Origin of the sequence: Streptomyces sp. H51 (assembly GCF_035656535.1) — a bacterium.
In the GTDB taxonomy this organism is placed as follows: domain Bacteria; phylum Actinomycetota; class Actinomycetes; order Streptomycetales; family Streptomycetaceae; genus Streptomyces.
Genome location: NZ_JAYMHD010000083.1, coordinates 52,158 through 75,605 on the forward strand (window position 1 = coordinate 52,158; position 23,448 = coordinate 75,605).

The window sequence follows — 23,448 nt, forward strand, 5'->3', positions numbered from 1 at the left end:
TCGTGGAGGCGTGGGTCGGCTCTGGCCGTAGTAAGCGATCTGCGTGAGTACCGGGCCAGGCTCAGGTCGAAAACGGCAGGCCGTGCTCGGCCGGTTTGGACTTGGCGATCTTCTTGATCTCGCGCCAGGTCTCTCGCCCTGATGTCAGGGGTGGGGCTTGGTGAATGCCTTCCGGCTGTGCACGAGCAGCTCACGCATCCCCGGGCTGTGCGTGTTCTTCCAGATCAGGGCGAGCAATGCGGGTGTATCGACATCATCGATGGTGCGGACGGTGAGGTCGCGGTAGCGCGCGGCCATGGAGTCGCTGAGGACGGCGACGGCGAGCCCGCGCGCGGCGAGGCCGGCAATGGCATCCGCGGCGCTGGCCTGCAGAGTGATCGCGGGTTGGAGGCTCTGTGCGGCGCAGGCCTGGTCGAATACCGTGCGCAGGCCGGTGCCGGGCGGCATGCACACGATCGGGTGGGCGATCAGGTCGCGCAGGGTGACCCGCCGCTGTTTCGTCAAGGGGTGCCCGGCCGGGACCGCCGCGACGAGCCGCTCGCTGATGATGGTCAGCGCGTCCAGCCCGTCGGGGGTGGCGGTTGCGGCCCCGATGAGTGCCAGGTCGACGGTGCCGGTGCGCACCCCCTCGACGAGCCGGTCGGAGCTGTCCTCCAGCAGCGAGATCTCCACGCCTGGATACGCCCGGTGGAACGCGGCGAGGGCGTCGAACAGCGGGGTGAGGGTGCAGCCGATGACCATCCCGACGGTGAGCCGCCCCCGGATCAGGTCGGTCACCTCACCCACCGCCTGGCCGACCGCCCCAGCGGCGGCAAGTGCGGCGCGGGCGTGTTCGAGCGCGGCCTTTCCCGCGACGGTGAGGGTGACGGTGCGGGTCGACCGGTCGAACAGCTCGGCACCGAGTTCCCGTTCCAGCTGGCGGATCTGGGCGCTGACGCCGGACTGGCTGATGTGCACCCGCTCGGCTGCCCGGGTGAAGTTCTGCTCCTCGGCGACCGCGACGAAGTATTCCAGCTGCCTGAGTTCCATGACTGTGGATTCTAGCTTCCAGCAAATCCATCCGTTGGACTTCTAGTGGGTGGGCGGCCACGCTGGGAAGCGTCGAAACCCGACGTCAGGAGGAATTCATGCCGGAGTACGAGAAGGCCATGCGGCCCGAGGACATCACCCGCTTGTTCGTCGAACGATCCAACGCCGGTGACGCGGCCGGGGTCGCCGCACTTTACGAAGAGGAGGCAGTGATGGCCTACCCGCCCGGCGACCAGACGGTGGGCCGGGAGGCGATTCGTGCGCTGTGGGAGAAGGTGCTGGCCAACCGTCCCCGTTTCGAGCCGGAACAGCCGCTGCCGACGCTGATCAGCGGCGACATCGCCCTCACCTCGACCCCGCCGAAGGACGGGGCCGGTGCCCGGGCGCAGGTCGTCCGGCGCCAGCCTGATGGAAGCTGGCTGCGCCTGCTCGACCAGCCCGAGTTCGTCCCACCCACCCGCTGACCCCTCGCCTCCGTGAGTTCGCGGAACCGAAGGCTGTTGGGCGTGGCCCCGAGGGGTCGGTGCCCTCAGTGCCGGTGGACCGCCGCGAGGGCGAGGACGGGCCGCGTCGCCGGGGCGGTGGCTGCCGCGACGGAGCGGTCGACCTGCCCGGGGACGAGCGGTTGCAGCACGGCGTACTCGTACTGCCCGACCTTGATCCGGCTGGTCGGGTTGCGGAAGATCGGCCCGTTCCGCTTGGCCCAGGCGAACAGGGAGCGCGGAGCGACGAGTTGGTCGTGTCGCTGGTGGCCTCCAGGACCGTGACGGTGTGGCCGACCGGCAGGTCCAGGGCCCGCAGCCGGGCGAAGATCACCGGGTGCCGGATGACATCGCCCTCGACGTAGCCGGTGAGGACGAGGGCCAGGCCGCGGTTGACGGCGAAGCGGATGCTGCGCCCCCAGCCGCGGGTCTCGGCGAGCCGGTGGGAAAGGTACTTTTGCCGGTAGTAGCGCGCGAGCGCGTGCGAGGCGGCTCCGCCGCGACCGATGGCGCCGCGGCGCCGGACAGTTCCCCTTCCCCGAAGAGATCCGTCCGACCGGCCGGTGGCCACCGGCTCGCCCGTCACCCGGGCAGGCCTTGATGGGCGACTCCGCCCTGTGTGGCCCCCTGACAGGCCCTTGCGGCCGCAGCGCGCCGGAGCCGCCCGACCTGCCGGTGCTCGCGGTCTCGGCGCCGGTGGCCGGGACCGTGCGGGCGGTCCCGCGGTGTCGGACCGGCCGCAGCCGGCAGCCGCCTCGATCGGTCCTCCGCCGCAGCCGGCCTGACGGCACCGGCACGGGACACCCTGCCGGAGCCGGGTGTCCCGTGCCGGTGCCGGACGCGCGCGCCGGCCGGTGCGCGGAAGGGCCGGAGGCTCGCGCTAATCCCCGTCGGCGGGTGCGGCCGTGGAGAAGAACTCCGCCAGGACCGGGCCCAGTTCGTGCGGGTCCACCATGTGGGTCTGGCCCGCCAGTTCGCGGTACACGCCCTGCGGCACGTTGTCGGTGACCGCACGGGCGGCCCGGCGCATCCAGTCCGGGCTCGCGTCGCCCGCGATGGAGAGCACCGGGACCGGGATGGAGGCCAGCAGTTCCTCGGGGACCAGCCCGTCGCCCATCACCGCGTCGTCGTAGGCCAGGCTGGGGGCGAGTGTCTCCATGCCCGGCCACATGGGGGAGCGGCGGGCGCCCTGGATCATGGCCTCGGCCAGGCCGGTGGCCCTGAGGAACAGCTCGACCGCGTCCCCGCGGCGGCCCTCCGCCAACGCCTCGGTGAGGCGTTCGTTGTACTCGGCGCGCTCCTCGGCCCCGCCCTCGTACACGGCGAACGGCACCTCGTACACCGCCGCCGCGCGCACCGGCAGCCCGCTCGCCGCCGCCCGCAGGACCAGGGCGCCGCCCGAGGAGATGCCGTACAGCGCGGCCTGCCCGCCGACCGCCTCGATCAGCGCGGCGAGGTCCTCCAGCTCCCGGGCCACCGCGTAGGGCCGCGTGTCACCGCTCTCGCCGCGGCCCCGGCGGTCGTAGACGACCACGCTGAAGCGGTCCTCCAGGAACGGGGCGAGGGGCGCCACGGTGGCGCCCGTCGACATCGCGCCGCTCACCAGGATCACCGCGGGTCCCCGTCCGGTCCGCCGGTACGCGATGGGGGTGCCGTCTCCGGAAAACGTCTTCTTGTCCATGACTGACGAGACTGCCGCACCGCGGGCGATTCATCGCGGTCAACCGCTCACGACACCTCCACTTCGTAGAAGCAGAGGTGGTCCTTGATCTCGCTCACCTCCGGCTTGGGGTCCGGATAGGCCCACGCCAGGTCCGCCGCGCCGGGCAGCGACCAGTAGGAGGCCGTTCCCTTGAACGGGCAGTGGGTGTGGGTGTCGGACGGGGTCAGCAGGTCGAGGCGGACGTCCTCGGCGGGGATGTAGTACCGCGGCGGACAGCCCGTCTCGCTCAGGACCAGGGCTCGTGAGGTCTCCGCGAGGACCTGGTCGCCGTGCACCGCGCGCAGGTGCAGGTCGGCTTGCTCGATGGTGATCTTGTGTCCTTCGGCCATACCGGAAAAGCGCTCGCGGACGCCCGGTTCTTCCCGCGTACGGTGACCGCATGCGAATCTGCGTCTTTCTCTCCGCCGCCGACCTCCACGACCGCTACACGCGCCCCGCCCGCGAGTTCGCCACCCTGCTGGGCAAGGGCGGGCACACCCTGGTGTGGGGCGGTTCGGACGTCGGGCTGATGAAGGTGGTCGCCGACGGCGTGCAGGAGGCGGGCGGCAGGCTGTGCGGGGTCTCGGTGGGCTTCCTGGCGGCGAAGGCGCGCACCGGCGCCGACGAGATGGTCATCGCCCGGGACCTGGCCGAACGCAAGCGGCTGCTGCTGGAGAAGTCGGACGCCGTGGTGATCATGGTCGGCGGCACCGGGACCCTCGACGAGGCCACCGAGATCCTGGAGCTGAAGAAGCACGGGCACACCGACAAGCCGGTCGTCCTGCTCAACACGGCCGGCTTCTACGACGGTCTGAAGGAGCAGTTCCGGCGCATGGAGGACGAGGGATTCCTGCCGCGCCCACTGGCCGACCTGGTGTTCTTCGCCGAGGAGCCGGCCCGCGCGCTGGCCTGGCTGGAGGAGAGCGGCGGGCTGCGATGATGTGGGCATGGCTACACATGTGATCACCGGGGCGGGCTCCGGCATCGGCGCGGCCGTCGCCCGCCGCCTGCACGCGCGCGGGGACGACCTCGTGCTGCACGCCCGCGACGCGGGCCGCGCGAAGGAACTGGCGCAGCTCTTCCCCGGCGCGCGGACGCTCGTCGGGGACCTGGCCGACCCGGACCGGCTGTCCTGGGCCTTCTCCCACCAGTCGCTCCCGGACCGTGTGGACGGCCTGCTGCACATCGCGGGCGTCGTCGACCTCGGCCCGGTCGGCGAGCTGACCCCCAAGGCGTGGCGCCACCAGCTCGACGTCAACCTGATCGCCCCCGCCGAGCTGACCCGCCATTTCCTCCCCCAGCTCCGCGCCGCCCGCGGCCACGTCGTCTTCGTCAACTCCGGCGCGGGCCTGACCGCCCACGCCGACTGGTCCGCGTACGCCGCCTCCAAGCACGGCCTGAAGGCGCTCGCCGACGCGCTGCGCCACGAGGAGCACGCGAACGGCGTCCGCGTCACCTCGGTCTACCCCGGCCGCACCGCCAGCCCCATGCAGGCCAAGGTCCACCAGCAGGAGGGCAAGGAGTACGACCCCTCGAAGTGGATCGACCCGGAGTCGGTCGCGACGGCGATCCTGATGGCCCTCGACCTGCCCCGGGACGCCGAGGTCAACGACCTGACGGTGCGCCCGGGGCGGTGAACCGGCGGGGATGTTCCGTAGGCTTCCCGGGTGAGTGAAAACAGCCAGGTCACATTCGGCGCGGCCACCGGCGTCGGCTCCATGCCGGGCGGGGACGCCCGTGAGGCCGCCAAGACCGCGACCGGGACGTTCGAGGACTTCCCGTTCCTGCCCGAACTGCCCGCCCGGGGCCCCGGTGCCGACATGATCGGCCGGACCGCCGGAATGCTCGTCGAGTTGTACGCGCGCGTGGAGCCCAGCGGGTGGCGCATCGGCGACCGGCCCGGCCGGGACACCAAACGGGCCCGGTCCTGGCTCGGCGAGGACCTCGACGCGCTGGAGGAGTTCACCCAGGGCTACCAGGGGCCGCTGAAGGTGCAGGCCGTCGGCCCCTGGACGCTGGCCGCCGCGCTGGAGCTGAGGAACGGCGAGGCCGCGCTCTCCGACCCGGGCGCCTGCCGCGACCTGGCCGCATCCCTGGCCGAGGGCCTGCGGCTGCACCTCCAGGAGGTACGGCGCCGGGTGCCCGGCGCGCACCTCGTGCTCCAGCTCGACGAGCCGTCCCTGACCGCCGTGCTGCGCGGGCAGGTCAGGACCGCCAGCGGGTACCGCACCCACCGGGCCGTCGACCGGCAGATCGTCGAGGCCACGCTCCGGGACCTGGTGGGGGTGCACGGCGGCGGCCCCGTCGTGGTGCACTCCTGCGCACCGGACGTCCCGTTCGCCCTGCTGCGCCGGGCGGGCGCGGCGGCCGTCTCCTTCGACTTCTCACTCCTCACCGAGCGTGACGACGACGCGATCGGAGAGGCGGTGGAAGGGGGCACCCGGCTGTTCGCCGGGATCGTGCCCGGCACGGACACCGCATTGTCGGACCCGGCCGGTAGCGTCATGGGTGTCAGGACGCTGTGGCGCAGGCTGGGGCTGCGACCGGGACTTCTCGCGGAGACCGTCACCCTCACCCCGACGTGCGGACTCGCGGGCGCCTCCCCCGGGTACGCGCGGGCGGCGCTCGCCCACTGCGTCCGGGCGGCGAGATCCCTCGCGGACAACCCAGAGTAACGGGAGGACAACACGGTGGCCGGCGACAAGCAAGCGGAGACGACGGTGCCCGCCGAGGTGCGGGAGAAGCACGCCCGGCTCGCTGAACAGATCGAGGAGCACCGCGCCCGGTACTACGGGAAGGACGCTCCGGTCATCAGCGACGCGGAGTTCGACGAACTCCTGCGCTCCCTCCAGGCCCTGGAGGAGGAGTACCCGGAGCTGCGCACACCGGACTCGCCGACACAGAAGGTCGCGGTCGAGTTCAAGAGCGACCTCGCCAAGGTCGAGCACCGCTCGCCCATGCTCTCCCTCGACAACGTCTTCGACGACGCTGGGCTCGCCGCCTGGGCCGAGCGCGTCCAACGCGACGTCGGCACCTCCGACCACCACTTCCTGTGCGAGCTCAAGGTCGACGGCCTCGCGGTGAACCTGACCTACGAGGACGGCCGCCTGGTACGCGCCGCCACCCGGGGCACCGGGCAGATCGGCGAGGACATCACGCCCAACGTGATGACGATCGGGGAGATCCCGCACCGGCTGAGGGGCGAGCGGGTCCCGCGGCTGGTCGAGATCCGCGGCGAGGTCTACTTCCCCATGGAGGCCTTCCAGGACCTCAACGCCCGCCGGGTGGCGGCCGGCGAGAAGCCGTACGCCAACCCCCGCAACTCCGCCTCCGGTTCGCTGCGCCAGAAGGACCCGAAGGTCACCGCGACCCTCCCGCTGCACATGGTCGTCCACGGTGTCGGCGTCCTGGAGGGGTTCGACGGCCCCTCCCGCCTGTCCGGGGTGTACGACCTGCTCAAGACCTGGGGCCTGCCCACCTCCCCGCACAACCGGGTGGTCGACGACCTCGACGGCGTACGGGAGTTCATCGCCCACTACGGCGAGCACCGGCACTCGGTGGCGCACGAGATCGACGGGGTGGTCGTCAAGCTCGACGAGATCCCGCTGCAGGGGCGGCTCGGCTCCACCTCGCGCGCGCCGCGCTGGGCCATCGCCTACAAGTACGCCCCGGAAGAGGTCAACACCAAGCTCGTCAACATCCGCGTGGGCGTGGGCCGCACGGGCCGGGTCACGCCGTACGCCCAGGTCGAGCCGGTCACCGTGGCCGGTTCCGAGGTCGAGTTCGCGACCCTGCACAACCAGGACGTCGTCAAGGCCAAGGGCGTCCTCATCGGCGACACCGTGGTGCTGCGCAAGGCCGGTGACGTCATCCCGGAGATCCTCGGGCCGGTCGCCGACCTGCGGGACGGCACCGAGCGGGAGTTCGTGATGCCTGCGGAGTGCCCCGAGTGCGGTACGCCGCTCCGGCCGATGAAGGAGGGCGACGTCGACCTGCGCTGCCCCAACGCCCGCGGCTGCCCGGCCCAGCTGCGCGAGCGCCTGTTCTACCTCGCGGGCCGCAAGGCCCTGGACATCGAGCACTTCGGGTACGTCGCCGCGGCCGCCCTCACCCAGCCGCTGCAGCCGGAGGACCCGCCGCTGAAGGACGAGGGCGACCTGTTCGGCCTCACCGTCGAACAACTGCTGCCCATCACGGCCTACGTCCTCGACCAGGACAGCGGCCTGCCCAAACGCGACCCGGAGACCGGCGAGGAGAAGACCGCCACGGTCTTCGCCAACAAGGAGGGCGCCCCCCGCAAGAACGCGCTCGCCATGCTGGAGAACATCGAGGCCGCCAAGCAGCGCCCGCTCGCCCGCGTCCTCACCGGTCTGTCGATCCGTCACGTCGGCCCGGTCGCGGCCGAGGCGCTGGCCCGCGAGTTCCGCTCGATCGACCGGATCGAGCAGGCGAGCGAGGAGGAACTCGTCGCCGTGGACGGCGTGGGCGAGATCGTCGCCAAGGCCGTCAAGGAGTGGTTCGCCGAGGACTGGCACCGGGAGATCATCCGCAAGTGGAAGGCCGCCGGGGTGCGGCTGGAGGAGGAGGCCGGCGAGGACCGGGGCCCCCGCCCGCTGGAGGGCCTGACCGTCGTCGTGACCGGCACCCTGGAGGACTTCACCCGCGACGGCGCCAAGGAGGCGCTGCAGAGCCGCGGGGCGAAGGTCACCGGTTCCGTCTCGAAAAAGACGTCCTTCGTCGTCGTGGGCGACAACCCCGGTTCGAAGTACGACAAGGCGATGCAGCTGAAGGTTCCCGTCCTGAACGAGCGGGGGTTCGGCGTCCTGCTCGGACAAGGGCCGGACGCGGCGGCCGAAGTCGCGCTTTCGGCTGAGGAATAGCGGTTGAAGGCCACCCGATCGGCGCATATCAGATGCATACGGGTGGCGGGGGCGCATTCGGGCGACCGTAGGCGACCGCCGCCCGTGAAAGCCTTCTGCGGCCTACTGTTGAGAGGTGCGCCTGCCGTGCCCAGCCGCGGCCGGGGCATCCCCGCTGTCCTCGACGGGCCCTCGACGGGTTCGTGAGGACGCGGCAAGGGTTTTCCGACGCGGTGCCGTTGGCGGTCGTCGGGCATCGGGCCGCGGGGCGTGGGCACCGCCGGCTGTGAGAGGGACGCGAATGGAACCGACCGAGAGCGCCGCCCCGGAATCATGGCTGCGCCGGGGCCGGGTGACCGGCGTCCGGTGGGCGGGCCGGCGGGGCGTGCGGGCTTCGGAGCGCCCGGGCGGGCGGGAGAGCGCCACCGGACGGTACCCCGCGGCGGACGGCCGGGGCGTCCGGCAGTTCACCGCGGTGCCCGCGTCCGGACCGCCGGACGCCGACACCGAACGCCACCCGTCCTGGCCGGCGCTGCCCGCCGCGATCGTCGCGGTCGCCGGGTTCGTCCTCGGCGCCGGCTTCTACCGGGCGTTCACCGGCAGCCACGCCCTCTTCCCGGACGGCCCCGTCGGCTGGTCCCTGGCGGTGCTGACCGGCGTCATCGTCGGCCACCTGGTCATGCTCGGGCGGTCCCGCTGGTGGGGCGGCACCGGCTCCGGCGCCGCGCTCACCCTCGCCGTCCTGATGCTGTACGGCTGGGTGCCCGCCGGCATGGTCAGCCTCAGCGTCGTCGTCCTGGTCGGCGTCGCCCGGCGGGGCCGCTGGCGGCAGGGCGTGCTGCACGGCTCCGTGGACATCCTCGGCATCGGCGCCGGAGCCCTGGTGCTGGGCGCCTTCGGACGGGTGCCGTCGGTGGAGACGCCCTGGGACCCGGGCACCTGGACCCTGTACACCGCCCCCGCGGTGGTGCTGGTCGCCGTCGCCTACCTCGCGGTCACCCGCACCCTGCTGTGGTACCTGAACGCCCCCCGCGGCGGCGTGCCCACCGTCGCCCGCACCGCCCTGGTCCGGCAGGGCCTGGTAGCGGTCGCGCTGCTCGGCATCGCCCCGCTGGTCTGCGTGGTGGCCACCGCCCAGCCCGTGCTGCTGCCGCTGTTCGCCATCCCGCTGATCGCCCTCGACTCCACCCTGTGGATCGCCCGCGCCCGCGCGGAGGAGCAGCTGCGCGACCCGCTGACCGGGCTGCCCAACCGGCAGTGGCTGCTGGAGCGCATCTGGACCGCGCTGGACGACGCCGAACGCATCGGCGTCCGCTCCGCCCTGATGCTCATCGACCTCGACCGCTTCCGGTCGGTCAACGACACGCTCGGCCATCTCGCCGGCGACCGGCTGCTGCTGCAGATCGCCGACCGGCTGCGGGTGGCGCTGCCGCGCGGGGCGGAGGCCGCGCGGCTCGGCGGCGACGAGTTCGCCGTGTTACTGCCCGTCGCCGACTCCACGACGTCCGCGACCCGGGTGGCCCGCGGCCTGGTCGCCGCGCTCAGCTCCCCGCTCGACCTCGACGGGCTCACCCTCGTCCTGGAGGCCAGCGCGGGCGTCGCCGTCTTCCCCGACCACGCCCTGGACGCCGAGGGGATGCTGCGGCGCGCGGACGTGGCGATGTACCAGGCGAAGCGGGACCGCACCGGCGTCGAGGCCTACGAGTCCAAGCGGGACTCGAACACGCCCGACCGGCTCGGACTGCTGGGGGACCTGCGGCGTGCCCTGGACGCGCACGAGGTGCAGCTGCACTACCAGCCCAAGGTCCGCTTCGACGGCCAGGTCGCCGGGCTCGAGGCGCTGGTGCGATGGGTCCACCCCGAGCGGGGCAAGGTGCCGCCGGACGAGTTCATAGCGATCGCCGAGTCCTCCGGGCTGATGCCGCACCTCACGGAGTACGTGCTGGAGACGGCGCTCGGGCAGGTCGCCCGGTGGCGGTCGCAGGGGCTGTTCGTGCCGGTCGCGGTGAACGTCTCCCCGCGCGACGTCCACATCCCCGGGTTCGCGGGGTCGGTGGCGGCGCGACTGGCCCGGCACGGCGTCCCGGCGGGCGCCCTGCAACTGGAGATCACCGAGCATGTGCTGCTGGAGGACCCGCAGCGCGCCGCCGACACGCTCGCCGCGCTGACCGGGCACGGCGTGAAGATGTCCCTGGACGACTTCGGCACCGGCTACTCCTCGCTGGTGCACCTGCGGCGGCTGCCGGTCAGCGAGCTGAAGATCGACCGGTCCTTCGTGGCGCGCCTCGCGGTGGACACGGAGGACGCGGAGATCGTCCGCTGCACGGTCGACCTCGCGCACTCCCTCGGGCTGCTCGTCGTCGCCGAGGGCGTCGAGGACGACGAGACCTGGGAGCGCCTGCGCGACCTCGGCTGTGACGCCGTACAGGGCTGGCTGGTGGCCGCCGCCATGCCGCCCGAGGAGACCACGGCCTGGCTGCGGGCGCGCGGATCCCGGGGCTGGCAGCGCCCGAAGGCCGCCCTGCCGGCCGCCGAGTGAAAACCCGCCCGCTCGGCCGCCGAGGAGCGGGGCCCGGCACGGCCGCCGGGGCCGGGCCGGGGCGGTGGAGGCGAACCGTTTCACGGTCACCCGCCCCCGACCCATAGGATTGGGCCAAACCACACACACTCACCCCAGAGGAACGCTGCATGCCTGGCATCACGCGCGAGGAGGTCGCCCACCTCGCCCGGCTGGCGCGTCTGGAGCTGAAGCCCGAAGAGCTCGAACACTTCGCGGGACAGCTCGACGACATCATCGGCGCGGTCGCCCGCGTCAGCGAGGTCGCCGACCAAGACGTACCGCCGACCTCGCACCCGCTCCCGCTGACGAACGTCATGCGCCCGGACGAGGTCCGTCCCTCGCTCACCCCCGAGCAGGCGCTCTCCGGCGCCCCTGCCCAGGAGCAGCAGCGTTTCAAGGTGCCGCAGATCCTGGGGGAGGACTGATCCCATGACGGACATCGTCAAGCTCACGGCCGCCGAGACCGCCGCGAAGATCGCCTCCGGCGAACTCACGGCCGTCGAGGTCACCGAGGCGCACCTGGCCCGCATCGAGGCCGTCGACGAGAAGGTGCACGCCTTCCTGTACGTCGACCGCGAGGGCGCGCTGGCCCAGGCCCGCGCCGTCGACGAGAAGCGGGCCAACGGGGAGAAGCTCGGCCCGCTGGCCGGCGTCCCCCTCGCGCTCAAGGACATCTTCACCACCGAGGGCGTGCCCACGACCGTCGGCTCGAAGATCCTCGAGGGCTGGATCCCGCCGTACGACGCGACCCTCACCAAGAAGCTGAAGGCCGCCGACGTCGTCATCCTCGGCAAGACCAACATGGACGAGTTCGCCATGGGGTCCTCGACGGAGAACAGCGCCTTCGGGCCCACCGGCAACCCCTGGGACCTCACCAGGATCCCCGGCGGCTCCGGCGGCGGCTCCTCCGCCGCGCTCGCCTCCTTCCAGGCGCCGCTCGCCATCGGCACCGACACCGGCGGCTCCATCCGCCAGCCCGCCGCCGTCACCGGCACGGTCGGCGTGAAGCCGACGTACGGCGCGGTGTCCCGCTTCGGCATGGTCGCCTTCTCGTCCTCCCTCGACCAGGGCGGCCCCTGCGCCCGCACCGTCCTCGACGCGGCCCTGCTGCACGAGGTCATCGCCGGACACGACCCGCTCGACTCGACCTCCATCGACGCCCCGGTCCCGCCGGTCGTCGAGGCCGCACGCAACGGCAGCGTGGCGGGCATGCGCGTCGGCGTCGTCAAGCAGTTCCGCGGCGAGGGCTACCAGGCCGGCGTCATCCAGCGCTTCGACGAGTCGGTCGCGCTGCTGAAGGAGCTGGGCGCCGAGATCGTCGAGCTGGACTGCCCGTCCTTCGACCTCGCGCTGTCGGCGTACTACCTGATCGCGCCGTCCGAGTGCTCCTCCAACCTGGCCCGTTTCGACGGCCTGCGCTACGGCCTGCGCGTCGGCGACGACGGCGGGCACTCCGCCGAGGAGGTCACCTCCCTCACCCGTGAGGCGGGCTTCGGTCCCGAGGTCAAGCGCCGCATCATGCTCGGCACGTACGCCCTCTCCAGCGGGTACTACGACGCCTACTACGGCAGCGCCCAGAAGGTGCGCACGCTCATCACGCGCGACTTCGAGAAGGCCTTCGAGCAGGTCGACGTGATCGTCTCGCCGACCACGCCCACCACCGCCTTCCCCATCGGCGAGCGCGCCGACGACCCGATGGCGATGTACCTGGCCGACCTGTGCACCATCCCGACCAACCTGGCGGGCAACGCGGCCATGTCCCTGCCCTGCGGCCTCGCCCCGGAGGACAACCTCCCGGTCGGCCTGCAGATCATCGCCCCGGCCATGAAGGACGACCGGCTCTACAAGGTCGGCGCCGCCGTCGAGGCCGCGTTCATGGAAAGGTGGGGCCACCCGCTGCTGGAGGAGGCTCCGTCGCTGTGAGCAAGCTGTCCAAGGCCAAGGACTTCAAGAAGTCCAAGTCCGGTACGTACCTGTCGATTGCCACCACCGCGTTCGGCGCGTTCGGTGTCGCCAAGCAGATCAAGAAGGCCCGCGCCGAGCAGGACACGCTCCGGCTGATCGACGCCACCGTCTCCGCGGTCGCGATCGTCACCGGCCTCGCCATCCTGTACCGCGAACTGAAGCGGCTGGGCGACGACGACGTCCTGCTGGGCTGAGAGGGAAGTTTCACCGTGACCACCACGACCGACCTGGTGTCGTACGAGGACGCGCTGGCGTCGTACGACCCCGTCATGGGCCTCGAGGTCCATGTCGAACTCGGCACCGACACCAAGATGTTCTGCGGCTGCTCGACCACGCTCGGCGCCGACCCGAACACCCAGACCTGCCCGGTCTGCCTCGGCCTGCCCGGCGCGCTCCCGGTCGTCAACGCGACCGGCGTCGAGTCCGCGATCAAGATCGGTCTCGCGCTGAACTGCGAGATCGCCGAGTGGTGCCGCTTCGCCCGGAAGAACTACTTCTATCCGGACATGCCGAAGAACTTCCAGACCTCCCAGTACGACGAGCCGATCGCCTTCGACGGCTACCTCGACGTGCAGCTGGAGGACGGCGAGACCTTCCGCGTGGAGATCGAGCGCGCCCACATGGAGGAGGACACCGGCAAGTCGACGCACGTCGGCGGCGCCACCGGCCGTATCCACGGCGCCTCGCACTCGCTCCTCGACTACAACCGCGCCGGCATCCCGCTCATCGAGATCGTCACCAAGCCGATCGTCGGCGCCGGTGACCGGGCTCCCGAGGTGGCCAAGGCCTACGTCCGTGAGCTGCGCGAGCTGATCAAGGCGCTGGGCGTCTCCGAGGCCCGCATGGAGATGGGCCAGATGCGCTGCGACGTGAACCTGTCGCTGATGCCGAAGGGCGCCGAGAAGTTCGGCACCCGCTCGGAGACGAAGAACGTCAACTCGCTGCGCTCGGTGGAGCGGGCGGCCCGCTTCGAGATCCAGCGGCACGCGGCCGTGCTGTCCTCCGGCGGCACCATCGTGCAGGAGACCCGGCACTTCCACGAGGACACCGGGTCGACGACATCGGGCCGGGTCAAGGAAGAGGCCGAGGACTACCGGTACTTCCCCGAGCCGGACCTGGTGCCGGTGGCGCCGTCGCGCGAGTGGGTCGAGGAGATCCGCGCCGCGCTGCCGGAGCTGCCGCTGGTGCGCCGCAACCGGCTGCGCGAGGAGTGGGGCGTCAGCGCCACCGACATGCAGGCCATCCTCAACGCCGGCGCCCTGGAGCCGATCGTCGCCACGATCGACGCGGGCGCCGACGCGGCCTCCGCGCGCAAGTGGTGGATGGGCGAACTCGCGCGCAGCGCCAACGAGTCCGGCAAGACGCTGGACGAACTGGCCATCACGCCCGAGCAGGTGGCCCGGGTCAGCGAGCTGGTGGCTGCCGGCGACCTGAACGACAAGCTGGCCCGCCAGGTCATCGAGGGCGTCCTCGCGGGCGAGGGCACCCCGGACGAGGTCGTCGACAAGCGCGGTCTGAAGGTCGTCTCCGACGAGGGCGAGCTCACCGCCGCCGTCGACGAGGCCATCGCCGGCAACCCGGCCGTCGCGGACAAGATCCGCGGCGGCAAGGTGGCCGCGGCCGGCGCCCTGGTCGGCGCCGTGATGAAGGCCACCCGCGGTCAGGCCGACGCGGCCCGCGTCAAGGAACTGATCCTGGAGAAGCTGGGCGTCGCCGAGGGCTGAGCCGACCCGCACCGGGAGACAGCCGCACACGGCCCCGGAGGACCACTGAGGTCCTCCGGGGCCGTACCCGTTCGCTCAGCCGTGGCGTCCCACGACGCGGGTGAAACCGAGCAGGCGTCCCGCGTCGGCCCTCAGGAGGTCCACCGAGTCGCGCGCCGTCCGCGCCATGACCTCGTCGGTGCTCTCCTGCGCGCACACCTCGCTCCACAGCAGCCAGTCGCGCCAGCCGTCCGCCAGCCAGTCCGCCGTCTCCACGGTCACCGCGCCCGTGCGCGTCCAGTTCCGGCGCCACCAGGCGGGCGAGTGGAACGCCCAGAACCCCGGATCCCAGTACGGCGCCAGATGCCCGGGCGGCTCGGCCCCCTCGATCTCCTCCCGCAGCCCCGGCACGACCACGCCGATCCGCCCGCCCGGCTTCAGCAGCCGGGTCAGGGTGGGCAGGTAGAGGTCGTCGGTGCCGAAGCAGTGGTAGGCGTCGATGCTCACGATCGCGTCGAAGGTGCCCTCGCTGAAGGGCAGCTCGTGCGCCTCGGCGCGCAGCGGCAGCACCCGGTCGGCGAAGCCCGCCTCGGCGACCCGGCGCGCGTTGTCGTCGGGGTCCACCCACAGATCCGCCGCGGTGACCTGGACGCCGTACTCCCGGGCGAGGAAGACGGAGGTCATGGCGCGGCCGCAGCCCAGGTCCAGCACCCGCGCGCCCGGGCGCAGCGAGTCCAGACCGAGCGCGGGGGCCAGCCATTCCAGCAGCCACAGGGCGTGCGGCCCCATCTGGTTGTCGATCGTCCAGCGGACGTCGTAGTGATTGCTGCGCGGGAACCGGGGGTGGGCCGGCCGGCCGGCGAGGTCGTCGGTCGAGGTCTCGAGTGCGGTGTCCGACATCGGTGAACGGGCTCCTTGTGTCCGGGGGGTCCATCGCAGCGCACAGGGATACGCCGGAGCCGGACCGATGCCTCAAAATCTTGCCCCGCCTCCCGTTCTCTCACCCGTAAGAGGTACGCCCGCCAAGAGGCGGCAGCGGGGTCGTTACTGTCCTGTGATCTTCCTCCCGCTCCTGTGATTCGTCCCACGAGTGGCTCAAACGATCAATTTCGCCTGCAAGAGTGTTTAACACATTGCACATGCGTTCTTTGCGGGCTGTTCATGTCATGAACGACTGTTCCCGGTCAAAGATCTCACAGACAGTCACCCTGGGAGCACGTCGTGGCAGCCCTAGCACGCTGGTGTGTCCGGCACCGCCTGGTCGCGGTGCTGATCTGGCTCCTCGCCCTCGGCGGCACGGCCGCGGCCGCCGTCGTCGCCGGCTCCGCGTACTCCAACGACTACGAGGTCTCCGGCACCGAGTCGGGCCGCGCGAACCGGCTGCTCCAGGAGAACTTCGACGGCCTGGGCGGCGACAGCGACACCGTCGTCTGGCACACCACGTCCGGTACCGTCCGCGCCGCCGACGTCGTCCAGACGATGACCCGGACCCTCGACCGGATCGGCGGCCTGCCCGGCGTCGCCTCCGTGACCAGCCCCTACGGCGCGCAGGGGGCGGGCCGCATCAGCGCCGACGGGCACACGGCGTACGCCACGGTCACCTTCGCGGACCGGGTCGAGGACATCGACGCCGGCCAGGCGCGGGCCGTCGTCGCCGCGGCCGAGGCCGCCCGGACCGACGGGCTCCGGGTCGAGCTCGGCGGCAGCGCCGTCGCGCTCACCGAGCCCCTGGGCGGGCACCTCGCCGAGGGCGTCGGCGTGCTGGTCGCCGCGGTCGTGCTGTTCCTCGCCTTCGGCTCCCTCGCCGCCTCCCTGCTGCCCGTCGCCACCGCGCTGGTCGGCGTCGGCACCGCGTACGCGGGAATCGTGCTGCTCGGCCACGTCATGACGGTGGCCGACTTCGCGCCCATGCTCGGCGTGCTGATCGGCCTCGGCGTCGGCATCGACTACGCACTGTTCATCGTCACCCGGCACCGGCGCGGACTCAAACGCGGACTGACCGTCACCGAGGCGGTCACGGACGCCGTGGCCACCACCGGACGGGCCGTGGTGTTCGCGGGCGCGACGGTCTGCATCGCCCTGCTGGGCATGCTGATCCTCAGGCTGAACTTCCTCAACGGCGTCGCGATCGCCGCCTCGCTGACCGTCGTCCTCACCGTCGCCGCCTCCGTCACCCTGCTGCCCGCCCTGCTGTCCCTCATCGGCATGCGCGCCCTCGGCCGGCGCGAACGGCAGCGGCTCACCCGGTACGGACCCGAACCCGAACTGCCCACCGGGTTCGCCGCCCGCTGGTCGGCGTTGGTCGAGCGCCGCCCCAAGCTGCTCGGCGCCCTCGCGCTGGCCGTGATCACCGTCCTCGCGCTGCCCACGCTCTCCCTCCGCCTGGGCACCTCCGACCAGGGCAACGACCCGAAGTCGTCCACCACCCGCCAGGCCTACGACCTCCTCGCCGCCGGCTTCGGCCCCGGCGTCAACGGCCCGCTGACCCTCGTCACCCGGGTCGGCGGCGCCGAGGACAAGCTCGCCCTCGACAGCCTCGACGCCACCCTGCGCGCCACCGAGGGCATCGCGTCGGTGACCCCGGTGACGTACGACGCCGCCGGCACCGCCGCCTACGTCACCGTCGTCCCGGAGTCGGCGCCGCAGTCGCAGCGGACCAGCGACCTCGTCCACCGGCTGCGCACCGAGGTCCTGCCGCGCGCCGAGACCGGCACCTCGCTCGACCTCCAGGTCGGCGGCGTCACGGCGAGCTACGACGACTTCGCCGGTGTCATCGTCGGCAAACTGCCGCTCTTCGTCGGCGTGGTCATCGGCCTGGGCTGCCTGCTCCTGCTGCTCGCCTTCCGGTCCGTGGCCATACCGGTCAAGGCCGCCGCGATGAACGTCGCCGCGGTCGCCGCCGCCTTCGGCGTCGTGGTGGTGATCTTCCAGTGGGGCTGGGGGAGCGACCTGCTGGGACTGGGCCGCGCCGGACCCGTCGAGCCGTTCCTCCCCGTGATCATGGTGTCCGTCCTGTTCGGACTGTCCATGGACTACCAGGTCTTCCTGGTCAGCCGGATGTACGAGGAGTGGCTGGAGACCGGGGACAACCGGCGCGCCGTCCGGGTCGGGCTCGCCGAGACCGGCCGCGTGATCAACTCCGCCGCGGTCATCATGATCTCCGTCTTCCTCGCCTTCGTGCTCAGCGGCGACCGGGTGATCGCCATGTTCGGCATCGCGCTCGCCGCCGCGGTCGCCCTCGACGCCTTCGTGCTGCGCACCCTCCTCGTCCCCGCCCTGATGCACCTGCTGGGCAGCGCCAACTGGTGGCTGCCGCGCCGGCTCGACGCCCGGCTGCCCCGCATCAGCATCGAGCCGCCCGGGTGCCGCGCCGCCCATGAGAGGCTGGCCGCGGCGGGCACGGGCACCGGCACGGGCCCGGACGCCGAGGCGGCCGAGGTACTGGCGAAGGAGCGGGATCGGGATGTACACGATGTCCCTGGGTGACGACGGAGCCGAACTGCGGCCCCTGGAGCCGTGGCACGCCGAGGAGTTCCTGGCGCACCTGGACCGGGGCCGGGACTTCGTCGGGCAGTTCATCTCCTTCGGTTCGAAGGAGACCGACCTGGCCTCCGCGCGGGCCATGCTCCAGCGCTACGCCGACCTGCGCGCCGCCGACAGCGCCTCCCTGCACGGCCTGTGGCTGGACGGCAAGCTCGTCGGCGGGGTGCTCTTCCTCAACTTCGACGCGGTCAACGGCAACTGCGAGGTCGGCTGCTGGCTGGAGCCCGCCGGCACCGGCCGCGGGCTCGTCACGCGCGCGATGCGCGTGCTCATCGACCACGCCGTCGAACAGCGCGGCATCCACCGCGTCGAGTGGGTCGCCGCCTCCGGCAACCAGGCCAGCCTGAACGTCGCCCGGCGCCTCGGAATGACCCGCGACGGAGTGCGCCGGGAGGCGCACCCCTATCGTGGGGTACGGCACGACCTCGAGGTGTGGTCGATCCTGGCCCCCGAATGGCGCGCGGCGCGCGCGCGTGCCGCCGACAACGATCATTAAGGTTGCTCTCAGAGAGCGTCCGTACGGTGCGAGGCATGGGAACGAAGACAGTGGACGAGACCGGGCCCGAGGCCAACGAAGTGAAGCCCGGCGACGAGAGGGAGGACCTCACCGGGACCCCCGCCGCCGACGGCACGACCGGCGCGGGCGCCGCCGCGGGCGCCACCGCCCAGGAGGCGGGCCCCACGGGCGTCGGCCAGGGCGCGGGCGCCGTCGTCTCCGCCGCGCTGGGCGTCGTCTCGCTGACCGGCAGCTGGGTGGGGACCGTCGCCTCCGCGCGCGAGACGCTCATCGGCCAGCTGGGCACCGCGTCGAACGCGGGCGTCGCCAAGCAGATCAAGGAGGTCTACGGCGACGCCTGGCAGACCACCGCGCTGTGGGGCGGCCTCTTCGCCCTGGCCGCGCTGGTCGTCGGCGTCTTCGTCCTCGCCCGGCCGGCCTTCGGAGCCCCCGGCAAGCCGCAGGCGCCGTGGATCAAGTCGGTCGCCTGGGCGGGCGTCTCGCTGGGCGTGATCGGCCTGCTGCTGGCCGTCCTGAAGTACACCGACGTCCTGCTCGGACTGCCGTCCGCGAGCTAGTCACCGCCGATCCTGAGGGGTCTCGGGGCATCCGTGAGCACCTGACGGACGTCCTGAGGCCCCTTACTCGCGTCCGGGGCCCCGGCCCGGACCCGAAGATGCGGAACTCTCCCGATGTGGCGCACCCCCCTGGGGGACGAAGGTCGAGGCATCGCACCGAGCGAGGCCGAGAACCGACGTCTCCGAGGGACACCCCATGTACGACTCCGAACTCCAGCAGATCCGCACCGCCGAGCTGATCCGGCGGGCCGAGAACGAGCCGCTGGCCCGGGAGGCCGTCCGCCGCCGCGCCGCCGCGCCGCCCGCCGCACGCCGCGAAGGCGCCGCGGGCGAGGCGCACAGTCCCGGCCCCGGCCGGCTCCGCTCCGCCCGCGCCACCACAGGAGCGCGGGGCCCGGTCGGGCGGCCGTACCGGGGGGGCGGCCGCCCGACCGCATTCGGGGGCGGCCGTCCGACCGCATTCGGGGCGCCCCGGCCAACGGCCGAGGCCGTCGAACATCCCGGCCAGGCTCGGCGTCTCGAGGAGGGGGAGCCGGCGGCCGTGGCCCACCGGCTGGGACTGTTCCCCGCCGACCTGCTCGCCGCCCCGCTGTGACCGGCCGGGCGTACGCTGTCAGGACCGGCAGGGGGAGGCCCCGTGTTCAACATGTTCGAGGAACTGTTCGCGCCCGGCCGCAAGCACACCCGGGACGAGCAGAACCGGCTGGAGCTGACCCGGGAGGACGTCGGTGACCAGGATCCCGGCCGCGGCCCGATAGACCTCTCCTCCGGGAAGGTCGTCGTCCGGCCGCCCGCGGCGCGGCGGACCACCCCGGAGGACCGGGGCGAGGAGCGGGATCCCCCGGAAGGATCCTGAAGGCCCGCTAGGTCACCTTGAGTTCCAGGATCCGGTCGTCGCCGCTGCTGGGGGTGCCGCGCCCGTCCGTCTCGCTCGTCACCAGCCACAGCCTGCCGTCGCCCGCCGGGGCCACGGTCCGCAGCCGGCCGTACTCGCCCTTGAGGAAGGACTGCGGCTTCGCCGATGTCGCGGTGCCGTTCAGGGGGACGCGCCACAGGCGTTCACCCCGCAGGGAAGCCATCCAGATCACGCCGTCGACCCAGGCGATGCCGCTGGGGGAGGCGTCGTCGGTGTGCCACTGCGCGATCGGGTTGCGGTACTTCGGGTCGGACGACCGGCCCTCGGCCTTCGGCCAGCCGTAGTTGCCGCCCGGCCTGATCGCGTTCAGCTCGTCCCAGGTGTTCTGGCCGAACTCGGAGGCGAACAGGCGCTGCTTCGCGTCCCACGCGAGACCCTGCACGTTGCGGTGGCCGTAGGAGTACACCGGCGAGCCCGGGAACGGGTCGCCCGGCGCCGGCTCGCCCTCCGGCGTCAGGCGCAGGATCTTGCCGCCCAGCGACTTGGTGTCCTGGGCCAGTCCCCGGTCGCCGGTCTCGCCCGTGCCCACGTACAGCATTCCGTCCGGGCCGAAGGCGATCCGGCCGCCGTTGTGGATCACGCCCTTGGGGATGCCCCTGAACACCGTGTCGGGGGCGCCCAGTTGCTCGCCGGCCGGCTTCTTCTCGTCGTACAGCATGCGCACGATGCGGTTGTCCGAGGCCGAGGTGAAGCAGGCGTAGATCATGTGGTCGGAGGCGTAGTCGGGGGACAGGGCTATGCCCAGCAGGCCGCCCTCTCCGGCCGGGGCGACCCCGGACACCTTGCCCAGCTCGGTCTTCCTGCCCGTCCGGGTGTCTATCCGGGTGATCGTCCCCTGGTCGCGCGAGGAGACCAGGAGGCCGCCCTCGGGCAGCGGGGCCAGGCCCCACGGCGTGTCCAGGCCCTCGGCGACGGTGCGCAGCACCTTGACCGAGCCCTTGGCGGGCGGCACCTGGCCGGCCGTCTGCCGCGAGGGCGAGGGCGAGGGCGAGGACGGCGCGGTCGCCGTGGTCGGGGCGGTGCCGCCGGTGCCCGGCGGCAGCCCGCCCGACCCGGAGGAGCAGCCGGCCGTGAGCAGGAGCGCGGTCGCGGCCCACATGGCCGGCACAGCTCGTCGTCGCACGTTCTTGGTCCCTTCGAGGCGGCGCGCAGCGGCAGTCCGTTCTCCTTGTCATACACCGTTCGCGCCGCACGGGTTCCCGGTCCGGCGAACCCGTACCGCCACCGCCCCGCCCGCCCGCCTGTTACCGCGGCTGCCCGCCGGGCCCGTACCGCCGTCGTCCCGGCTGCCCGCCGGGCTCGTACCGCCGTCGTCCCGGCTGCCCGCTGGGCTCGTACCGTCGTCGTCCCGGCTGCCCGCTGGGCTCGTACCGCCGCCGTCCCGGCTGCCCGACCGGGCCTGTACCGAGGCTGCCCGCCGGGCCCGTGCCCCGCCCGCCTGTTACCGAGGCTGCCCGCCGGGCCCGTACCGCGGCCGCCCGCCGGGCCCCCGCTTCAGTCCCAGGACCCCTGGGCCGGCGGCAGCCGGGCCAGGTCCGCGAGGTCCTCGGCCGTGAGCCGGAGGGCGGACGCCGCCGAGTTCTCGGCCGCCCACCGCTCCTGCTTCGTCCCCGGCACCGGGACCACGTGCCGGCCCTGCGCCAGCACCCACGCCAGCGCCACCTGCGCGGGCGTCACGTCGGCGCCGTGCCGCGCCGCGATCCGGCGCAGGCCGACCACGATCGGCTGGTTCGCCGCCATCATCTCCGCGGTGAAGCGGGGGTGGCGGGCGCGGATGTCATCCGGTTCGAAGCCCTCGCCGGGGGTGAGCGTGCCGGTCAGGAAGCCGTTGCCGAGCGGCATCGCCGCCAGGAAGCCGACACCGCGCGCCTCGCACCACGGCAGCAGCGACTCCAGCGCCTCCGGCGACCACACCGACAGCTCGGCCTCGACCGCGCTCACCGGGAAGACCTGCTGCACCCGGTGCAACTGCCGGAGCGTGGCGTCGTGCAGCCCGCCGCCGGACCGCCGGCCGCCACGCGCGCCCACCGCGCACAGCCCCAGCGCCCGTACCTTCCCGGCCCGGACGAGATCCGCCATCGCGCCCCACGTCTCCTCGACCGGGACCTCGGGATCCGCGCGGTGCAGCTGGTAGAGGTCGATGACGTCCGTCTGGAGGCGTCTGAGGGAGGCGTCGCAGGCCCGCTTCACATAGCCGGGGCGGCCGTTGGCCACGATGTGCTGCTCGCCCACCAGCAGACCGACCTTCGTCGAGACGAAGGCGTCCCGGCGCCGCTCCTTCAACACCCGCCCCAGCAGCAGCTCGTTGGTGAAGGGACCGTACATGTCGGCGGTGTCCAGGAGCGTCGAGCCCAGGTCCAGCGCCCGGTGCACCGCCCTGAGCGACTCGTCGCCCCGCTGCCGCGACCCGCTGTACGCCCAGCTCATCGGCATGCACCCGAGGCCGACGGCCCCCACCGCGAGTGGCCCCGCGCCGATCGTCCTGCGCTCCACCTGCTCGTGACCCTCCCTTTCCCGGCCCCCAACCTAACCTCTGCGCCGCCAGGAACCTGACATAGCCTCCTGGCATGACTGCTGACGTGTGGCTTCCCATCCCGCCGGACGACATCGAAGGGCTCCCCGAGGGGCCGGAATACCGCTTCTGGGACGGCGGCGAGGAGTTCCCCGCGGACCCCGCCGACTGCGTCTTCTACGTCGTCCCCTACATGAAGCCCAGTCCGGTCGGCGTACGTCCGCTGCCCGCGATGAGCGGTGTGCGGGTCGTGCAGACGCTGACGGCCGGCATCGACCACGTGGTGCCCGGGCTCGGGCACCTGCGTCCAGGCGTGCGACTGTGCAACGCGCAGGGCGTGCACGAGGCGAGCACCGGCGAACTCGCGCTCGCGCTCGTCCTCGCGTCGCTGCGCGGCATCCCCGACTTCGTGCGGGCACAGGAACGCGGGGAGTGGCTCGGCGGGTTCCGGCCCGCGCTGGCCGACCGGAGCGTCCTCATCGTGGGGTACGGCTCGATCGGGTCCGCGATCGAGGACCGGCTCGTTCCCTTCGAGGTCGCGCGGGTGGTGCGCGTCGCGCGCTCCGCACGCACCACGGAGCGCGGTCCGGTGCATCCGCTCACCGACCTGCCCGCCCTGCTTCCCGAGGCGGACGTCGTCGTCCTGTCCACGCCGCTCACCGAGACCACCCGCCACCTGGTCGACGCCGGCTTCCTGGCCCGGATGAAGGACGGCGCGCTCCTGGTGAACGTCGCCCGCGGCCCCGTCGTCGACACCAAGGCGCTGCTCACGGAGCTGGAGAGCGGCCGCATCACCGCGGCCCTCGACGTCACCGACCCCGAGCCGCTGCCCCGCGACCACCCCCTGTGGCGTGCTCCGGGCGTGCTGATCAGCCCGCACGTCGGCGGACCCACCTCCGCCTACCTGCCGCGCGCCAAGCGCCTGCTGGCGGACCAGTTGAACCGGTTCGTGAACCGGGAGCCGCTGCGCAACGTGATCCTTACAACAGGCGCGAACGAGGCGTGACGCGGGTGGCCCGGGCGCCGCGCTCCACCGGCGCAACAGGCGCGTAATCCGCTTCCGGTACCCTCCGCAATCCCTTGGAAGCGGTGCGTGCGCGTAT

The 23,448-nt window shown here is 72.6% G+C and carries 22 protein-coding genes; 16 read left to right on the forward strand and 6 right to left on the reverse strand.

The window, feature by feature from the left end:
• Positions 1–144: 144 nt before the first annotated feature.
• Positions 145–1,029, reverse strand: a complete 885-nt coding sequence (locus VKA29_RS32890; RefSeq protein WP_324789691.1) for a LysR family transcriptional regulator — start codon at positions 1,027–1,029, stop codon at positions 145–147.
• A gap of 98 nt (positions 1,030–1,127) precedes the next feature.
• Between VKA29_RS32890 and VKA29_RS32895 the strand changes: the two genes are divergently transcribed.
• Positions 1,128–1,493, forward strand: a complete 366-nt coding sequence (locus VKA29_RS32895) for a YybH family protein (RefSeq protein WP_324789692.1) — start codon at positions 1,128–1,130, stop codon at positions 1,491–1,493.
• Positions 1,494–2,391: 898 nt separating this feature from the next.
• Here the strand turns inward: VKA29_RS32895 and VKA29_RS32900 are convergent.
• Entirely contained in the window at positions 2,392–3,192 is an 801-nt protein-coding gene (locus tag VKA29_RS32900) for an alpha/beta hydrolase (protein ID WP_324789693.1), read from the reverse strand.
• Positions 3,193–3,239: 47 nt separating this feature from the next.
• Positions 3,240–3,563 carry a DUF427 domain-containing protein gene (locus tag VKA29_RS32905; RefSeq protein ID WP_324789694.1) on the reverse strand — a complete coding sequence of 108 codons (324 nt, stop codon included), beginning with the start codon at positions 3,561–3,563 and terminating at the stop codon, positions 3,240–3,242.
• Between the two features lie 50 nt (positions 3,564–3,613).
• Between VKA29_RS32905 and VKA29_RS32910 the strand changes: the two genes are divergently transcribed.
• From VKA29_RS32910 to gatB, 9 genes are all read left to right on the forward strand, one after another.
• On the forward strand, positions 3,614–4,153 hold the full coding sequence (locus VKA29_RS32910) for a TIGR00730 family Rossman fold protein (RefSeq protein ID WP_324789695.1): 540 nt from the start codon (positions 3,614–3,616) through the stop codon (positions 4,151–4,153).
• Positions 4,154–4,160: 7 nt separating this feature from the next.
• Complete coding sequence (locus VKA29_RS32915; protein WP_324789696.1) at positions 4,161–4,850, forward strand: SDR family oxidoreductase; 690 nt, start codon at positions 4,161–4,163, stop codon at positions 4,848–4,850.
• Positions 4,851–4,880: 30 nt separating this feature from the next.
• Positions 4,881–5,888, forward strand: a complete 1,008-nt coding sequence (locus VKA29_RS32920; RefSeq protein ID WP_324789697.1) for a methionine synthase — start codon at positions 4,881–4,883, stop codon at positions 5,886–5,888.
• Between the two features lie 15 nt (positions 5,889–5,903).
• Positions 5,904–8,093: an NAD-dependent DNA ligase LigA gene (ligA, locus tag VKA29_RS32925; protein ID WP_324789698.1), complete on the forward strand. Its 2,190-nt coding sequence runs from the start codon at positions 5,904–5,906 to the stop codon at positions 8,091–8,093.
• A 280-nt stretch (positions 8,094–8,373) separates the two neighbouring features.
• A complete protein-coding gene (locus tag VKA29_RS32930; protein ID WP_324789699.1) occupies positions 8,374–10,611 on the forward strand; it encodes a bifunctional diguanylate cyclase/phosphodiesterase in 2,238 nt (745 codons plus the stop codon).
• Positions 10,612–10,760: 149 nt separating this feature from the next.
• Positions 10,761–11,057: an Asp-tRNA(Asn)/Glu-tRNA(Gln) amidotransferase subunit GatC gene (gene gatC / locus VKA29_RS32935; RefSeq protein ID WP_030231941.1), complete on the forward strand. Its 297-nt coding sequence runs from the start codon at positions 10,761–10,763 to the stop codon at positions 11,055–11,057.
• 4 nt (positions 11,058–11,061) lie between these two features.
• On the forward strand, positions 11,062–12,555 hold the full coding sequence (gene gatA, locus VKA29_RS32940) for an Asp-tRNA(Asn)/Glu-tRNA(Gln) amidotransferase subunit GatA (RefSeq protein WP_324789700.1): 1,494 nt from the start codon (positions 11,062–11,064) through the stop codon (positions 12,553–12,555).
• Entirely contained in the window at positions 12,552–12,791 is a 240-nt protein-coding gene (locus VKA29_RS32945) for a hypothetical protein (RefSeq protein ID WP_324789701.1), read from the forward strand. The genes gatA and VKA29_RS32945 overlap by 4 nt, the downstream gene beginning before the upstream one ends.
• A gap of 15 nt (positions 12,792–12,806) precedes the next feature.
• Complete coding sequence (gatB, locus tag VKA29_RS32950) at positions 12,807–14,321, forward strand: Asp-tRNA(Asn)/Glu-tRNA(Gln) amidotransferase subunit GatB (protein ID WP_324789702.1); 1,515 nt, start codon at positions 12,807–12,809, stop codon at positions 14,319–14,321.
• Positions 14,322–14,396: 75 nt separating this feature from the next.
• Here the strand turns inward: gatB and VKA29_RS32955 are convergent, their stop codons facing one another.
• Positions 14,397–15,200: an SAM-dependent methyltransferase gene (locus VKA29_RS32955; protein WP_324789703.1), complete on the reverse strand. Its 804-nt coding sequence runs from the start codon at positions 15,198–15,200 to the stop codon at positions 14,397–14,399.
• A 321-nt stretch (positions 15,201–15,521) separates the two neighbouring features.
• Here VKA29_RS32955 and VKA29_RS32960 point away from each other — a divergent pair, with 321 nt between their 5' ends.
• The 5 genes from VKA29_RS32960 (at position 15,522) to VKA29_RS32980 (ending at position 19,773) form a co-directional block, all read left to right on the forward strand.
• A complete protein-coding gene (locus tag VKA29_RS32960; RefSeq protein ID WP_324789704.1) occupies positions 15,522–17,786 on the forward strand; it encodes an MMPL family transporter in 2,265 nt (754 codons plus the stop codon).
• Entirely contained in the window at positions 17,764–18,339 is a 576-nt protein-coding gene (locus tag VKA29_RS32965; RefSeq protein ID WP_324789705.1) for a GNAT family protein, read from the forward strand. Before VKA29_RS32960 ends, VKA29_RS32965 begins: the two co-directional genes overlap by 23 nt.
• A gap of 35 nt (positions 18,340–18,374) precedes the next feature.
• Positions 18,375–18,917 (forward strand): hypothetical protein, encoded by a 543-nt coding sequence (locus tag VKA29_RS32970; RefSeq protein ID WP_324789706.1) that lies wholly within the window; start codon positions 18,375–18,377, stop codon positions 18,915–18,917.
• A gap of 196 nt (positions 18,918–19,113) precedes the next feature.
• Positions 19,114–19,512, forward strand: coding sequence for a hypothetical protein (locus VKA29_RS32975; protein WP_324789707.1), 399 nt, complete (start codon positions 19,114–19,116; stop codon positions 19,510–19,512).
• Between the two features lie 42 nt (positions 19,513–19,554).
• Positions 19,555–19,773: a DUF6191 domain-containing protein gene (locus VKA29_RS32980; protein ID WP_324789708.1), complete on the forward strand. Its 219-nt coding sequence runs from the start codon at positions 19,555–19,557 to the stop codon at positions 19,771–19,773.
• Between the two features lie 7 nt (positions 19,774–19,780).
• Here the strand turns inward: VKA29_RS32980 and VKA29_RS32985 are convergent, their stop codons facing one another.
• Both VKA29_RS32985 and VKA29_RS32990 read right to left on the reverse strand, forming a co-directional pair.
• Positions 19,781–20,932, reverse strand: a complete 1,152-nt coding sequence (locus VKA29_RS32985; RefSeq protein ID WP_324789741.1) for a PQQ-dependent sugar dehydrogenase — start codon at positions 20,930–20,932, stop codon at positions 19,781–19,783.
• A gap of 395 nt (positions 20,933–21,327) precedes the next feature.
• Positions 21,328–22,326, reverse strand: a complete 999-nt coding sequence (locus VKA29_RS32990; RefSeq protein ID WP_324789709.1) for an aldo/keto reductase — start codon at positions 22,324–22,326, stop codon at positions 21,328–21,330.
• Positions 22,327–22,400: 74 nt separating this feature from the next.
• On the opposite strand from VKA29_RS32990, the gene VKA29_RS32995 reads away from it, so the two are divergent.
• Positions 22,401–23,351 (forward strand): 2-hydroxyacid dehydrogenase, encoded by a 951-nt coding sequence (locus tag VKA29_RS32995; protein ID WP_324789710.1) that lies wholly within the window; start codon positions 22,401–22,403, stop codon positions 23,349–23,351.
• Positions 23,352–23,448: the final 97 nt, after the last annotated feature.